Source organism: Kitasatospora sp. NPDC056800, from assembly GCF_042789775.1.
Lineage (GTDB): Bacteria > Actinomycetota > Actinomycetes > Streptomycetales > Streptomycetaceae > Kitasatospora.
Genome location: NZ_JBHUAL010000036.1, coordinates 1 through 13594, shown reverse-complemented (window position 1 = coordinate 13594; position 13594 = coordinate 1). Strand labels below are relative to the sequence as shown.

Sequence of the window (13594 nt, the reverse complement as noted above, 5' to 3'; positions counted from 1 at the left end):
GGCCCCTCCCCCTCGGAGGCCCGGTCCGCGGCCCACCCGCGGAACTCCCTGTTCCGCTCCACCTATGATCGGCACTACCGCAAACCGTCTCCTCCGCCCGCACCACCCCAAGGGCGGACCGTCCCCCCGGAGCCCCGATGTCACAGCCCCTGGCCGACGCCGTCCGATCCCTGATGGACCGTGCCCGCACCGACCTCGCCGAGCTGGTCGCCTTCCCGTCGGTCGCCGACCCGCGCCAGTTCCCGGTCGAGGAGTGCGAGAAGGCCGCGCGCTGGGTCGCCGACGCCTTCGCCGCCGAGGGCCTGACCGGCATCCGGCTGCTGGACACCCCGGACGGCACCCAGTCCGTCTACGGCGAGCTGCCCGGCCCCGAGGGCACGCCGACCGTCCTGCTCTACTCCCACTACGACGTCCAGCCCCCGCTGGACGAGAACGCCTGGCACAGCCCCGCCTTCGAGCTGACCGAGCGCGACGGCCGCTGGTACGGGCGCGGCGCCGCCGACTGCAAGGGCAACATCCTGATGCACCTGACGGCGCTGCGGGCGCTGCGTCAGGTCCACGGCGACGCCTACCCGGTCGGTCTGAAGATCATCGTCGAGGGCTCCGAGGAGCAGGGCACCGGCGGCCTGGAGCGCTACGCCGAGGCCCACCCCGAGCTGCTCGCCGCCGACGCCATCATCATCGGCGACACCGGCAACTTCGCCCCCGGCCTGCCCACCGTGACCACCTCGCTGCGCGGCATGACGATCGTCGAGGCCACCGTCACCACGCTGGCCGGCAACCTGCACTCCGGGGCCTTCGGCGGCGCCGCCCCCGACGCGCTCCAGTCCCTGGTCCGGATGCTGGCCTCGCTGCACGACGAGAACGGCGACGTCGCGGTGGCCGGCCTGACCGCCGACCAGACCTGGACCGGCGTCCAGTACCCGGAGGAGCAGTTCCGCTCCGACGCCAAGGTGCTCGACGGCGTCGCCCTGACCGGCACCGGCACCCTCGCGGACCGCCTCTGGGCCCGCCCGGCCGTCACCGTCCTCGGCATCGACGCCCCGCCGGTGATCGGCGCCACCTCCTCCGTCCAGGCCACCGCCAAGGCCCTGATCAGCCTGCGCGTCGCGCCGGGCACGGACGCGGGCGCCGCCCAGGACGCCCTGGTCGCCCACCTGGAGGCGCAGGTCCCGCTCGGCGCCCGGCTCACCGTCGAGCGCCAGGGCAACGGCGCCCCGTTCCGCGCCGACACCAGCGGCCCGGCGTACGAGGCGATGGGCGAGGCGATGGCCGAGGCCTTCGGGACGGCCATGGTCGCCTCCGGCGAGGGCGGCTCGATCCCGCTCTGCAACACGCTGCGCTCGCTCTACCCGCAGGCCGAGATCGTGCTGATCGGTGTCGAGGAGCCGACCACCCAGATCCACGCGGTCAACGAGAGCGTCGACCCGCGGGAGCTGGAGCAGATGGCCCTCACCGAGGCGCTCTTCCTCCGCCGCTACGCCGAACTGCGCTCCGTCTGACGGACCTTCGCAGCGACGTCCCGAGGCTCTTCCCGGAGGACGTCCGGCCGCCCGCCGCGCAACCGGCGGGCGGCCGCCAGCACCGCCGCGTAACCGACCGCGCCCACCGCGAGCCCGGCCCCGGCGCCGAAGCAGACCTCCGGCACCAGGTTCCGCCGCAGCGGAGCGAGCCGGTGCAGCACCCCGGCGGCCGTCGCCGCGCCCAGCGTCGCGACGGCCGCCCGCCGGGCCCGGGGCGCCAGCCGCACGGCCGGCCGCACCGGCTCGACGGCCCGCACCGCCCGCGCCGCCCAACCGCCCAGCGCCGCCAGGGCGAGCGCCGAACTGCCGTACTGCAGCGCCTCGTACAGCGGGACCCCGGCTACCGGGCGGTCCAGGACGGGCAGCAGCCGCACCCCCAGCCGGCCCCCGTGGGTGAACGCGTCCCAGCCGACGTGGGTGGCCGCCCCGATCGCCGCCGAGGCCGCGAACCACGCCGCGCCACCGACCGTACCGGCGTCTGCGGGGCCTGCGGCGTCCCCGGCCCGCCGGACGGTCAACGCCTCGGCGCCGCCCGCCCACCGCTCGGGCAGCAGCGCCACCAGCGGCCCGCGCAGCAGCCCGTGCCAGCCGGCCACCAGCGCGCCGGCGATCGCCACGTCCACCGTCGGCACCGCCCACCAGCGGTGCGTGAGCCCGCCCTGGCCGTACACCCCGGGCAGCAGGGACTCGGCGAAGAACGGCACGTCCGGCGCCATCGACCCGGCGACCAGCGCCGACGCCACCAAGGGCCCACGCGCCCCGGCGGCGCGCAGCAGGGGCAGGACGGCGGCGGGGTGGCTCAACGTGAAGGGCATGCCCCCCATCCTGCCGCCCGGGACCGCGGCGCGGCGCGCCGGGAGGCGCACCATGCTCCCCCCACTCGCCCCGCGGCCCCGCGCCGACCGGCCGCTACGCCGCGTCCGCCGTGCTCGCCAGCCCCACGGCCACCCGGCTCCCCGCCTCCAGGTACCGCAGCTCGCCGCTCCGCCGCGCGTCCAGCGCCGCCGCCAGCCGCCGGTAGCGTCCCGGGGGCAGCAGCTCCCCGGCCTCGTCCAGGGTGACGAAGCGACAACCGCGCAGCTCCTCCTGCTGGAGCAGCAGGTGCTGCCGGCCCTCCTCGTCCAGCAGCCCGCCGTCGTACATCAGCCGCAGGCCGCCACGGCGCGGGCCGGTGCGCGGCTCCCAGTCGACGGCGAGCAGGCGCAGCGCGGACGGGTCCAGGCGCAGGCCCAGCTCCTCGGCGGTCTCGCGCAGGGCGGCGTCGGTGGGGGCCTCGCCGCGCTCGACCACGCCGCCGGGGAAGTCCCAGTCGGGCTTGTAGACCGGGTCCACCAGCAGCACGCGGTCCTGCTCGTCGAAGAACAGGACGGCGGAGGCGACGGTGTCGCCGGTCGGGTCCGGGGTCTGGACGATGGGGCAGCGGGCGGCGCCGACCCGGACCAGCTCGGCGATCCGGTGCGCGGTCTCCCGGGGGGAGATCCCGCTGGTGTCGATCATCCGGGCGTCCCCGATCAGCCAGCGGCGGGCGGCGCGGTAGCGGGGCAGGTGCTCGAGGCACCAGGCGCGGACCCGCTCGCTGCCCTCCGGGTCGCCCGGGCACTCGTCGCGGTGGGCTATGCGGTCGCGCAGGATCGTTTCTTCAGGGTCCAGCACGAAGTGGTGCACCGTGATCCCGTGCGAGGCCAGGTCCCCGAAGATCTCGTCCCGGTAGTCCTCCCTGAGCAGGGTCATCGGGACCACCAGCGGGCCCCCGACCTCACCGAGCAGCGCCGCCGCCGTCTCGGGGACGAGCCGGCGCCAGGCCGCCAGGTCCTGGAAGTCGGACACCGTCGCCAGCCGGTCGGCCGGGAGCATCCGACGCAGGCCGAAGCCCACCAGCTCGGGATCGAAGAGCACGCTCCCGGGCAGCAGTTCCACCAGCTCGCGGCAGGCGCTCGTCTTGCCCGCCCCGAATGTGCCATTGACCCAGACGATCACAACGTCCCCTGCCCTCGACTTCCCCCGATGCCGTTCGCACCGGGCAGCGCCCCCGTTGGTCGAACCAGCGCCACCCGTGGTGGTACCCGCGCCACGCCGCTCCCCATGCCTCCCCGGCGCGCCCGCCCGCACGCCCCGATCTGCCCCGTGACAGCGGCATGTGCCCAGGTCAGACGCCCGTACGCGGAAATATGCAGACCGGTCTACATCAAAATTGCACCCCTTCGCCACTGCTAGGGCACAGGATGCCTGGTGGGTCGACCCGCTACGCACGCCCCACGCGCACGCTCCGCACGCCCCCCCACTCGTACGCCCCTGTGCGCCGCGCGCGCCCCGGGCTCGGCCCGTACGCGCCCTGCGCTCGACCACCACCGCCCGCCTCCTTGCGCCGCCCGCACCCCACCACGTACAGAGGAACGATGAAGCTGCTTCCCGCCGGTCGGGTCGTCGTCATCGGCTCGGTCAACACCGACCGCATCCTCCGCTGCCCCGTGCTGCCCTCCCCTGGCGAGACCGTCCTCGCCACCGCCGCCACCCGGGGCTTCGGCGGCAAGGGGGCCAACCAGGCGGTGGCGGCGGCCCGGATGGGGGCGGCGACGCACCTGGTCGCCAAGGTCGGACGGGACGCCGAGGGCGAGGCGGCGCGTGCCGACCTGCGGGGCGCGCAGGTCGAGACGGGCGCCGTGCTCACCCACCCGGACGCGCCCACCGGTCAGGCGATCGTCATGGTCGACCCGGCCGGCGAGAACAGCATCGTCGTCCTCCCCGGCGCCAACGCCCACCTGACCCCGGAGGAGGTCACCGCCGCGCTCGCCCGCCTCCGGCTGCTCCCCGTCGACGTGGTCCTGACCAGCAACGAGGTCCCCGCGGAGTGCGTCCGCGCGACCGCCGCCGCACTGCCCGCCGCGGGCCCCTCGGGCGGCACCCGCTGGCTGCACAACACCGCCCCGGCCGGCACCCTGCCGGAGGCCGGCCCCACCGGACGCCGCCCGCTGGTCGTCGCGAACGCCGTCGAGGCCCGCCAGCTCACCGGCGCCGCCGACGTCACCGGGGCCGCCCGGGCGCTGGCCGAACACGCCGAGGGCGCCGTGGTCACCCTCGGCGGCGAGGGCGCGCTGGTCGTCGTGGACGGAACGCCGACCCGGCTGCCCGCCCCGACCGTCCGAGTGGTCGACACCACCGGCGCCGGCGACGCCTTCTGCGGCGCCCTCGCCGCCGCACTCGCCCGCGGCGCCGCGCTGCCCGACGCAGCCGCCACCGCCGTCGCCGCCGGGGCCTTCGCCGTCACCGGCCTCGGCGCCCGCGGCGCGCTGCCCCGCCCGACGGACCTCTGACCGGGCGTCGGGCCGAGCGGGCGTCGCGCGCCCCGGGCTCGGCCCGGACCGACGAGGACACCCCCGTCGGGGGCACCGGGCGGACCCGGCACCCCCGACGGGCGGACGGCGGCCCCGCTACGGGCGCCCCATGTACGACGGGTAGTAGCCGCTGCTGATCCCCGAGATCCTGATGTTGGTCCCGGGCCGCGCGGCCTCGACGTACCTGTTGTCGCCCAGGTAGATGGCCACGTGCTGGATACCCCGGGCGGTCCCGTCCGGCGACCAGAACAGCAGGTCGCCGCGGCGCAGCTGGCCGGCCCCGATCGGCGTGGTCGCCGCGTACTGGTCGTTGGCCACCCGCGGCAGGCTGATCCCGCCGCGCCGGAAGGACTGCTGCACCAGGCCCGAGCAGTCGTAGCCGTCCGGCCCGTTGCCGGCCCGGCGGAACGGCACGCCCAGCTGGGAGAGCGCGAACTGCACGGCGGTCTCGACGTCCCGGTCCTCGGCGACCGAGTCGTCGAAGTAGCCCGGGGAGTCCGAGGAGGAGCCGCCTCCGGTGCGCTCCAGGTAGATGTCGTAGTGCGAGGTCCAGCGCCACTCGCCCCTGCTGTTGCGGAACCAGTAGCGCGAGCCGTCCCAGCCCTGGGTGATCCCGCCGGAGGACGTGGTCGTGGTCCTGGCGGCGGACGAGGAGCCGCCTCCGGTGCGCTGCACGTAGACGTCGTAGTGCGAGGTCCAGCGCCACTGCCCCTGGCTGTTCTTGAACCAGTACCGGGAGCCGTCCCAGCCGGCGTGCGCCGGGGCGGGCTCGGCGGCCGCGGGGCTGACACCGGTGCCGAGGCCGATCAGGCCCGCACTGGTCGCGATCACGGCCACCATGCCTATCCCCCGACGGAGCCGCGCGCCGCGGGACGGACGGGAGGGGCGGACGGTGGCAGCGTCCTGCTGCCCGGTCGGTTCGCCGGCGGCCTCCGGCGCGCCGGTGTTGACGGTGGTCATCGTGCTGACTTCCTTCACTGCTGCGGATCGCTGCGGATCGCTGCGGATTTGCAGCGGGTTGCTGTGACCGGCCAGGACTGGCCGTGCTTGTCGGCAGGGCCCCCGCCCGGCACACCGCGGCTTCCGGTCCTGCGACCGGAAGCCGCCGGCGTGCCGCCCGGGGGGTCGGCCCTGCCTGCGTGTCACGTTAGGCACGCGTCCGCTCACTGCGCGCAGTGGAGTGCGCCAATGGAAGGGTCACGGGTGGTGAGCACCGACGGCGCATCAGGGTGAACACCCGTCATCCGAGGGGGCGTCCGACCACCCTCTCCTCAGCGGCCGCCGGCCTCCGCCAGCAGCTGCTTCTTCAGCACCTTTCCCAGGGCGTTCCTGGGCAGTTCGGGCACCAGGACGACCCGGCGCGGCCGCTTGTGCACCGAGAGCCGCTCCGCCACGAAGGCCGTCAGCTGCTCCCCCGTCACGGCGCCGTCCGGGATGACGTACGCGACGATCGCCTGTCCGAGGTCCTCGTCCGGCACGCCGACCACCGCCGCGTCGGCGACCGCCGGGTGGTCGCGCAGCGCGGCCTCCACCTCGCCCGCGCCGATCCGGTAGCCGCCGCTCTTGATCAGGTCCACCGAGGCGCGGCCGACGATCCGGTGGAAGCCGTCCGCCCCGATCACCGCGACGTCGCCGGTGCGGAACCAGCCGTCCGCCGTCCACGCCTCGGCGTCCGCGTCCGGCCGGTTGAGGTAACCGCTGAACAGCGTCGGCCCGGAGACCTGGAGTTCGCCGACGCTCTCCCCGTCGCTGGGCACCGGCGCGCCGTCCTCGCCGACCAGCCGGGTGCGGACCCCCTCCACCGGCAGCCCGACGCTGCCGGGGCGCCGCTCGCCGTCCGCCCGGGTGCTGACGGTGATCAGCGACTCGGTCATCCCGTACCGCTCGATCGGGGCGTGCCCGGTGAGCGCCGCGAGCTTCTCGAACACCGGGACGGGCAGCGGCGCGCTGCCGGAGACCAGCAGCCGGGCCGGGGCGAGCCGGGCGGCGGCCTGCGGGTCCGCCGCCAGCCGGGACCACACGGTGGGCACCCCGAAGTACAGGCTGCCGCCCGCCGCCGCGTACCCCTCCGGGGTGGGCCGTCCGGTGTGCACCAGTCCGCTGCCGGTGCGCAGGGCGCCGAGCACGCCGAGCAGCAGCCCGTGCACGTGGAACAGCGGCAGGCCGTGGACGAGGGTGTCCTCGGCGGTCCACTGCCAGGCGGCGGCGAGGGCGTCCAGGTCGGCGGCGATCGCCTCGCGCCGGATCACCACGCCCTTGGGGGCGCCGGTGGTGCCCGAGGTGTAGAGCACGAAGCCGGTCGACCCGGCGGCGGGCTCGGCGTAGCTGGTGGTGGAGCGCCGCGCGGGGTCGACCGGCAGCCCGGCCACCGAGGTGTCCTGCGGCAGCACCTCCCCGACGGCGTGCGCGAGCAGCGCCGCGCCCGAGTCGCGCAGGATGTGCTCGCGCTCCTTGGGCCCCGAGTCGGGCGGCAGCGGCACCACCGGGACGCCCGCCAGCAGGCCGCCGACCACCGCGGTGACGGTCTCGACGGTGGGCCGGGCGAGCACCGCGAGCGCCGGGGCGCCGGCCACCCGGTCGGCGACGGCGGTCGCCGCGCCCAGCAGGTCCTCCCGGGAGAGCGTCCGACCGTCGATCCGCAGCGCGTCCGCCGCGTCGCCGAAACCGCCCTGAAGTGCCGTCAGCAGTGCCATGCCACCGTCCTCGCCTCGTCCATCACCACCGCGCCGCGCCCGTGCGCCACGCGCCGGCGCCGACTCTACGGGCCGCCGTCCGGCCCGCCGCGCGCCGGGGACGGCGAGCGGGGCCGGCGACGGCGGAGAACGACCGGGAAGGCCGGGGAAGGACCGGGGACGACGGAGGGCGCGGCACCGGGCACCCGGCACCACGCCCTCCGAACCTTCCGCGCGGATCAGGCCTTGCGGGCCTTCACCTCGGCGGTGAGCTGCGGCAGCACCTGGAAGAGGTCGCCGACCACGCCGTAGTCGACCAGCTCGAAGATCGGGGCCTCGGGGTCCTTGTTGACGGCCACGATGGTCTTCGAGGTCTGCATGCCGGCCCGGTGCTGGATCGCGCCGGAGATGCCCGCCGCGATGTAGAGCTGCGGGGAGACCTGCTTGCCGGTCTGGCCGACCTGGCTGCTGTGCGGGTACCAGCCGGCGTCCACCGCGGCACGCGAGGCGCCGACGGCCGCGCCCAGCGCGTCCGCGAGCTCCTCGACCACGCCGAAGCCCTCGGCGGCACCGACACCACGGCCACCGGAGACCACGATCGCGGCCTCGGTCAGCTCAGGACGGCCGGAGGACACCCGCGGGGTGCGCGAGACGACCTTGGCGGCGTTGCCGGTGAACGCGACGGCGACGTCCTCCACCGCGCCGGCGGCCGGAGCGGCCTCCGGGGCGACGGCGTTCGGCTTCACGGTGATGACCGGCGCGCCCTTGGTGACCTTGGACTTCACCTGGAAGGACGCGGCGAACACCGACTGGGTGGCGACCGGACCGCCGTCGCCGGCCTCCAGGTCGATGGCGTCGGTGATGATGCCGGAGCCGATCCGCAGCGCGACGCGCGCGGCCACCTCCTTGCCCTCACCGGAGGACGTCACCAGCACCGCGGCCACGTCGTTCGCCTTGGCGATCTGCGCCAGCGCGTCCACCTTCGGGACGACCAGCTGGTCGGCGAACTCCGCACCGTCGGCGACGTACACCTTCGCCGCGCCGTACTCGCCGGCCTTCGCCGCGATGCCGGCCGCGGCCGCACCGGCGCCCAGGACGACGGCGGACGGCTCACCGATACGGCGGGCCAGGGTCAGCAGCTCCAGGGCCGGCTTGCGCACCGCGCCGTCGGCGTGGTCCACCAGAACCAGGATCTCAGCCATGATTCGTTGCTCCTGATCGATCGTTGGGTTCGCGAACGGGTGGGACTAGATGAACTTCTGGTCGGCGAGGAAGGTCGCGAGCGACTTGCCGCCCTCGCCCTCGTCCTTGACGACCGTGCCCGCGGTCCGCGCCGGACGCGCCGCCACCGACTCCACCGCCGTCCACGAACCCGCCAGACCGACCTCGTCCGCCTCGATGCCCAGGTCGTCCAGGTCCCACGACTGCACCGGCTTCTTCTTCGCCGCCATGATCCCCTTGAACGACGGGTACCGGGCCTCACCCGACTGGTCCGTCACCGACACCACCGCCGGCAGCGCCGCCTCCACCAGCTCCGTCGCCGCGTCACCGTCCCGACGACCCTTCACCACGCCGCCCTCGACCGACACCTCCGACAGCAGCGTCACCTGCGGCACACCCAGCCGCTCCGCCAGCAGCGCCGGCAGCACACCCATCGAACCGTCCGTCGACGCCATGCCACCGATCACCAGGTCGAACCCGGCCTTCTCCAGCGCCTTCGCCAGCACCGCCGACGTCCCGACCACATCCGTACCGTGGATGTCGTCGTCGTTCACGTGCACGGCCTTGTCCGCACCCATCGACAGCGCCTTGCGCAGCGCGTCCTTCGCGTCGTCCGGCCCCACCGTCAGCACCGTCACCTCGGCGCCCTCGTTCGCCTCCGCGATCCGCAGCGCCTGCTCCACGCCGTACTCGTCCAGCTCCGACAGGAGGCCGTCCACACCCTCCCGGTCGGTGGTGTGGTCGTCCGCGAAACGACGGTCACCCGTCGCGTCCGGCACGTGCTTCACACAGACAACGATCCTCAAGCTCACGGCCTGTCTCCTGTACTGGTCTCGTCCGGCGGCTGCGGCGGTGCAAGCGGGCGCGAACACGGCACGCACCCGCTCCGGGCAGCGAATTCCCGTGCCGGTCCGGAACTTCCTGGCAGCATACTCGCCGGTAGTGCAGTGGTCACTACTGGCCAGTAGCTTATGCCGTGCGGCTGCTCCCGCCGCCTGTGCCCATCCTGCCCCAGCGCGGGGCCGACTCCACCCGCCGGGGCGGAACACCTGCGGCCGGATTGCTCACACCACGCGACCGAGCGCCGCGATCACGTCCACCCGGCGCGGCTGGCCCGCCGCCCGACGCACCACCCGGCCCTCCCCGTCCAGCACCAGGACGGTCGGCGTCCGCCGGACCTCCAGCCGGCGGACCAGCTCCAACCGCTCCTCGGCGTCCACCTCTATGTGCTCCACCCCGTCGACCATCCCGGCCACCTCCGAGAGCACCCGCCGGGTGGCCCGGCAGGGCTGGCAGAAGGCCGTCGAGAACTGCACCAGCGTCGCCCGCGCGCCGAGCGGCCCGCCCAGCTCCGCCCCCGACAGCCGTACGGCGTCCGACCGCGGTACCGCGTCCGCCCCGTCCTCGGTGCTCACCCTCGTCCTCCCGTCACTCCCGGCCCTTCACCCCGGCCACGGCGGGCCGGGACCGGCCCCGTCGAGGCACGACAACACACGCCGTCGGCCCGGTCATCCCCCCAGTCTGCGGCAGCGCCCGCGGCGCCCGAAACACGGTCGACCGCCAGGGCCGGGACACGTACGATCGGCCGATGGACTCCGACCGCCACCCGATGCCGCCGCCGGTCCGCCGCCGCGTCATCGCCCCGGCCAGGACCACCGTCCACCGACGGCGCTGACGCCCCGCCGCTGCCGCCGCCCGTCGCGACCACCCGGAGCCCCGTTGCAGACCGATCCCCGCGGTCCCCGCTTAGCCGCAGCGCTCACCGCGATCGTCCTGGCCCTCGTCCTGGCCACCGGCAGCTGCCCGCTCCTGGGAGCCCAGACGCTCGTCTTCGCCCTCGGCTCGTTCGGCGGCCTGCGCCTGGCCCCGTACGTCCGGCTGTTCCAGGCGCTCGTGCTGCCCCGGCTCGCACCGCCCTCCGCCACCGAGGACGAACGGCCGCTCCGCCTCGACCAGGGCGTCCTCATGGTCTTCGCCGCGGTCGGCACCCTCGGCTACTGCACCGAGGTGACGTGGCTCGGCGTGATGGGCGCCTCGACCGCCCTCACCGCCGCCTTCGCCAACGCCGTGTTCGGCTACTCCGTGGGCTGCGAGCTCTACCCCTTGGTCCGGCACGCCCAGGGCCGCCTCACCTCCCGCGCCTGATGCGAGCGGCCGAAAAGTTCCCGTTCGAATTCATCACGGAGATCACATCGGCAATATTCACTTGACCGCACGCCTCAGGTGACAGCAGGCACTCGTTCGGGGGATCATCTCCGTGAATCACCCGTGACCGCCGCGGAGTGCCGTACTCCGGTCGGCACCGCCCGCGCAACGGAGCGGGTACCCGCCGAACCGGGCTCCGGCCCGTGGAAGTCAGGACTGACCGTGGCAGAGTTCGTGTACCCGCCGGTGATCGGCGCCGCACTCACCGCCTTCCGCGCGCTCGACGCGCGGATCAAGATCGTGGGCGCCGAACACATCCCCGCCAGGGGGGGAGCGGTACTGGTCAGCAACCACATCAGCTACCTGGACTTCCTCTTCGCGGGCCTCGGCGCGTACCGCGGCGGCAAGCGCAAGACCCGCTTCATGGCCAAGGACGACGTCTTCAAGCACCGGATCTCCGGCCCGCTGATGCGCGGCATGAAGCACATCCCGGTCGACCGCACCGACGGCCAGCCCGCCTACGAGGCCGCCGTGCGCGCCCTCAAGGCCGGCGAGGTGGTCGGGGTCTTCCCCGAGGCGACCATCAGCCGCTCCTTCATGCTCAAGAAGTTCAAGACCGGCGCCGCCCGGATGGCCGCCGACTCCGGCACCCCGCTGCTGCCCGTCGTGCTCTGGGGCACCCAGCAGCTCTGGACCAAGGGCCGCCCGAAGACCCTCACCAAGCGGCACGTCCCGGTCACCATCATGATCGGCGAGCCGATCCACCTCGGGCCGGACGACAAGCCCGTGATGGTCACCCGGCGGCTGCGCGCCGCCATGAGCGAGATGCTCGACCAGGCCCAGCGCGAGTACCCCGGCAAGCCCTCCGGCCCGGACGACACCTGGTGGCTGCCCGCCCAGCTCGGCGGCACCGCGCCCACCCTGGAGGTCGCCGAGGCCGAGGACGAGGCAGAGGCCCTCGCGAAGGCCGAGCGCCGCGCCGCCCGGGGCTGAGGCCCGCTCCGCTCCCCTCTGTTCCTCTCCCCTCCACTCCCCCCTACTCCGTGCGATCGAGCGAGCGCGGTCCGTCGCGTGTCGCCGGACCGCCGACGTCCCCCGTCTGACACAGTGACAGCTCCTTTCAGGGGCCTTCGTCCTGAATCCTCGGCGGGGGCACACGTCGGAGCGGTCGAGAGTCTCGGAGGCGGAGATGGCACGGATCACCACCGGCACACGGCAGTCACCCACGGGCAGGGCCCGCACCCGCGCGAGCGCCGGTGCGGGCCTTCTGCTTCTGGGCGCCCTGCTCACCGGCTGCGGGGCCGAACCCGGGGAGATCCCGCTCTCGGAGATCCGGCCGGAGACCCCCACCGCCACCCCCGAGGCGACACCCGCCGCGACCCCCGGCGTGGTCGGCGCGGCCGTCGGAGCCCCCGCGGCCGCCGCGCACAACGGGCTGATCGTCAGCCGCGCCTACACCGACGCCGCCCGCACCAGCACCGCGATCGTCACCCTCTCCCCCGACGGCACCGGCCAGCACCAGGTCACCCAGCCGCCGGCCCTCGCGCTCGACGACCGCCCGGACTGGTCCCCCGACGGCGCCACCATCGCCTTCGACCGCACCGACCCGCAGACCGGCACCGCCCGGCTCTGGACCGTCCTCACCGCCGGCGGCCCCGAGCACCAGGTCAACCAGCTCTGCGACAGCGGCACCGCCGACTGCGCCAACGAGGACGAACGCGCCCCCGCCTTCTCCCCCGACGGCAAGCAGGTCGCCTTCAGTCGCTCCTGGGGAGCCCTGGACCCGTCCGGCAGCCACCAGATCCAGTACTCCGACCTCTACCTGATGACCCCCGAGGGCACCGACGTCCAGCGGCTCACCTTCCTCACCAACGACAAGCCCTACTCCGGCGCGGTCAGCAACCCCAGCTGGTCCCCCGACGGCAAGCAGCTCACCTTCGAGTACCGCACCAGCGCCACGGGGCAGCCCGCCAACAGCCGCGCCATCTACGTGGTCAGCGCGGACGGCACCGGGCTGCGGCAGCTCACCCCCTGGGAACTGCGCGCCGGCGACCGCGCGGACTGGTCCCCCGACGGCACCCAGATCCTCTTCACCACCTACCCGGCCGACCCCGACAACGCCCCCGGCGGCGGCATCTACACCGTCCACCCCGACGGCAGCGCCGTCGGCGCCCTCACCCCCGCGCCCTCGGACGCCTTCTACGGCGCGGCCGCCTACGCTCCTGACGGCAAGTCCATCGTCTTCGCCCAGGCGCCCGCCGGCACCGGCGCCGACCTCTACAGCATGCGGCCGGACGGTACGGGCGTCGCCCGTCTCACCAACAGCGCGGACAAGTGGCTCAGCCGGCCGGCCTGGGGGACGGCGGAGGCCCCGGCGGCTCCCGCCGACCAGGTCCAGGCGACGGCCCAACCGTCGGATCAGGCCTCGGGTCAGGCGTCGTCGGCTCCTCAGGCACCCCAGGCGCCGCGGCCCGATGCCCAGCAACCCGCCCAGGCCCAGGGGCAGGCGCCCACGGAGAAGCCGCAGCCCGAATCCGACTCCGACGAATAGATTCGCCCCGGCCCTGAAAACGCGAAGAGCCCCCATCCGGGACCCGGATGGGGGCTCTTCTGAAGAATTGTTCGGCGGCGTCCTACTCTCCCACAGGGTCCCCCCTGCAGTACCATCGGCGCTGTAAGGCTTAGCTTCCGGGTTCGGAAT

12 protein-coding genes and 1 rRNA gene are annotated in these 13594 nt (G+C 74.7%); 5 read left to right on the top strand and 8 right to left on the bottom strand.

What is annotated here, in order from left to right:
* The first annotated feature begins 137 nt into the window (after positions 1-137).
* The gene (locus ACFRQN_RS11085; RefSeq protein ID WP_380739828.1) at positions 138-1502 is read left to right on the top strand and encodes a dipeptidase; all 1365 of its coding nucleotides are present in this window, start codon (positions 138-140) and stop codon (positions 1500-1502) included.
* On the opposite strand, the gene ACFRQN_RS11080 is transcribed toward ACFRQN_RS11085, so the two are convergent.
* Together ACFRQN_RS11080 and ACFRQN_RS11075 are read right to left on the bottom strand one after the other, a co-directional pair.
* Positions 1478-2338 carry a DUF4184 family protein gene (locus ACFRQN_RS11080; RefSeq protein ID WP_380739826.1) on the bottom strand — a complete coding sequence of 287 codons (861 nt, stop codon included), beginning with the start codon at positions 2336-2338 and terminating at the stop codon, positions 1478-1480. The two genes, ACFRQN_RS11085 and ACFRQN_RS11080, sit on opposite strands and share 25 nt — an antisense overlap.
* 94 nt (positions 2339-2432) lie before the next feature.
* Positions 2433-3500, bottom strand: coding sequence for an NUDIX domain-containing protein (locus ACFRQN_RS11075; RefSeq protein WP_380739824.1), 1068 nt, complete (start codon positions 3498-3500; stop codon positions 2433-2435).
* Between the two features lie 419 nt (positions 3501-3919).
* On the opposite strand from ACFRQN_RS11075, the gene ACFRQN_RS11070 reads away from it, so the two are divergent.
* Positions 3920-4834, top strand: a complete 915-nt coding sequence (locus ACFRQN_RS11070; RefSeq protein WP_117492486.1) for a PfkB family carbohydrate kinase — start codon at positions 3920-3922, stop codon at positions 4832-4834.
* Positions 4835-4951: 117 nt separating this feature from the next.
* On the opposite strand, the gene ACFRQN_RS11065 is transcribed toward ACFRQN_RS11070, so the two are convergent.
* From ACFRQN_RS11065 to ACFRQN_RS11045, 5 genes are all read right to left on the bottom strand, one after another.
* The gene (locus tag ACFRQN_RS11065) at positions 4952-5815 is read right to left on the bottom strand and encodes a C40 family peptidase (protein WP_375876709.1); all 864 of its coding nucleotides are present in this window, start codon (positions 5813-5815) and stop codon (positions 4952-4954) included.
* A gap of 311 nt (positions 5816-6126) precedes the next feature.
* Positions 6127-7548: an acyl-CoA synthetase gene (locus ACFRQN_RS11060; RefSeq protein WP_074006381.1), complete on the bottom strand. Its 1422-nt coding sequence runs from the start codon at positions 7546-7548 to the stop codon at positions 6127-6129.
* Between the two features lie 218 nt (positions 7549-7766).
* Entirely contained in the window at positions 7767-8729 is a 963-nt protein-coding gene (locus tag ACFRQN_RS11055) for an electron transfer flavoprotein subunit alpha/FixB family protein (protein ID WP_380739821.1), read from the bottom strand.
* A gap of 45 nt (positions 8730-8774) precedes the next feature.
* On the bottom strand, positions 8775-9560 hold the full coding sequence (locus ACFRQN_RS11050) for an electron transfer flavoprotein subunit beta/FixA family protein (protein WP_380739819.1): 786 nt from the start codon (positions 9558-9560) through the stop codon (positions 8775-8777).
* 252 nt (positions 9561-9812) lie between these two features.
* Positions 9813-10163 (bottom strand): thioredoxin family protein, encoded by a 351-nt coding sequence (locus tag ACFRQN_RS11045; RefSeq protein ID WP_049656479.1) that lies wholly within the window; start codon positions 10161-10163, stop codon positions 9813-9815.
* Between the two features lie 304 nt (positions 10164-10467).
* Here ACFRQN_RS11045 and ACFRQN_RS11040 point away from each other — a divergent pair, with 304 nt between their 5' ends.
* The 3 genes from ACFRQN_RS11040 to ACFRQN_RS11030 all read left to right on the top strand — a co-directional run bounded on the left by ACFRQN_RS11040 (position 10468) and on the right by ACFRQN_RS11030 (position 13444).
* Positions 10468-10893 (top strand): DUF4395 domain-containing protein, encoded by a 426-nt coding sequence (locus tag ACFRQN_RS11040; protein WP_049656482.1) that lies wholly within the window; start codon positions 10468-10470, stop codon positions 10891-10893.
* Positions 10894-11115: 222 nt separating this feature from the next.
* Positions 11116-11886, top strand: a complete 771-nt coding sequence (locus ACFRQN_RS11035; protein WP_049656484.1) for a 1-acyl-sn-glycerol-3-phosphate acyltransferase — start codon at positions 11116-11118, stop codon at positions 11884-11886.
* A gap of 196 nt (positions 11887-12082) precedes the next feature.
* Complete coding sequence (locus ACFRQN_RS11030; protein ID WP_380739816.1) at positions 12083-13444, top strand: hypothetical protein; 1362 nt, start codon at positions 12083-12085, stop codon at positions 13442-13444.
* A gap of 69 nt (positions 13445-13513) precedes the next feature.
* Here the strand turns inward: ACFRQN_RS11030 and rrf are convergent.
* Positions 13514-13594, bottom strand: a 5S ribosomal RNA gene (gene rrf, locus ACFRQN_RS11025); the annotation flags it as partial.

Coding starts and splice junctions, on each gene's coding strand:
- ACFRQN_RS11085 (WP_380739828.1), top strand. CDS start 138: ATGTCACAGCCCCTGGCCGACGCCGTCCGATCCCTGATGGACCGTGCC.
- ACFRQN_RS11070 (WP_117492486.1), top strand. CDS start 3,920: ATGAAGCTGCTTCCCGCCGGTCGGGTCGTCGTCATCGGCTCGGTCAAC.
- ACFRQN_RS11060 (WP_074006381.1), bottom strand. CDS start 7,548: ATGGCACTGCTGACGGCACTTCAGGGCGGTTTCGGCGACGCGGCGGAC.
- ACFRQN_RS11055 (WP_380739821.1), bottom strand. CDS start 8,729: ATGGCTGAGATCCTGGTTCTGGTGGACCACGCCGACGGCGCGGTGCGC.
- ACFRQN_RS11030 (WP_380739816.1), top strand. CDS start 12,083: ATGGCACGGATCACCACCGGCACACGGCAGTCACCCACGGGCAGGGCC.
- ACFRQN_RS11065 (WP_375876709.1), bottom strand. CDS start 5,815: ATGACCACCGTCAACACCGGCGCGCCGGAGGCCGCCGGCGAACCGACC.
- ACFRQN_RS11080 (WP_380739826.1), bottom strand. CDS start 2,338: ATGCCCTTCACGTTGAGCCACCCCGCCGCCGTCCTGCCCCTGCTGCGC.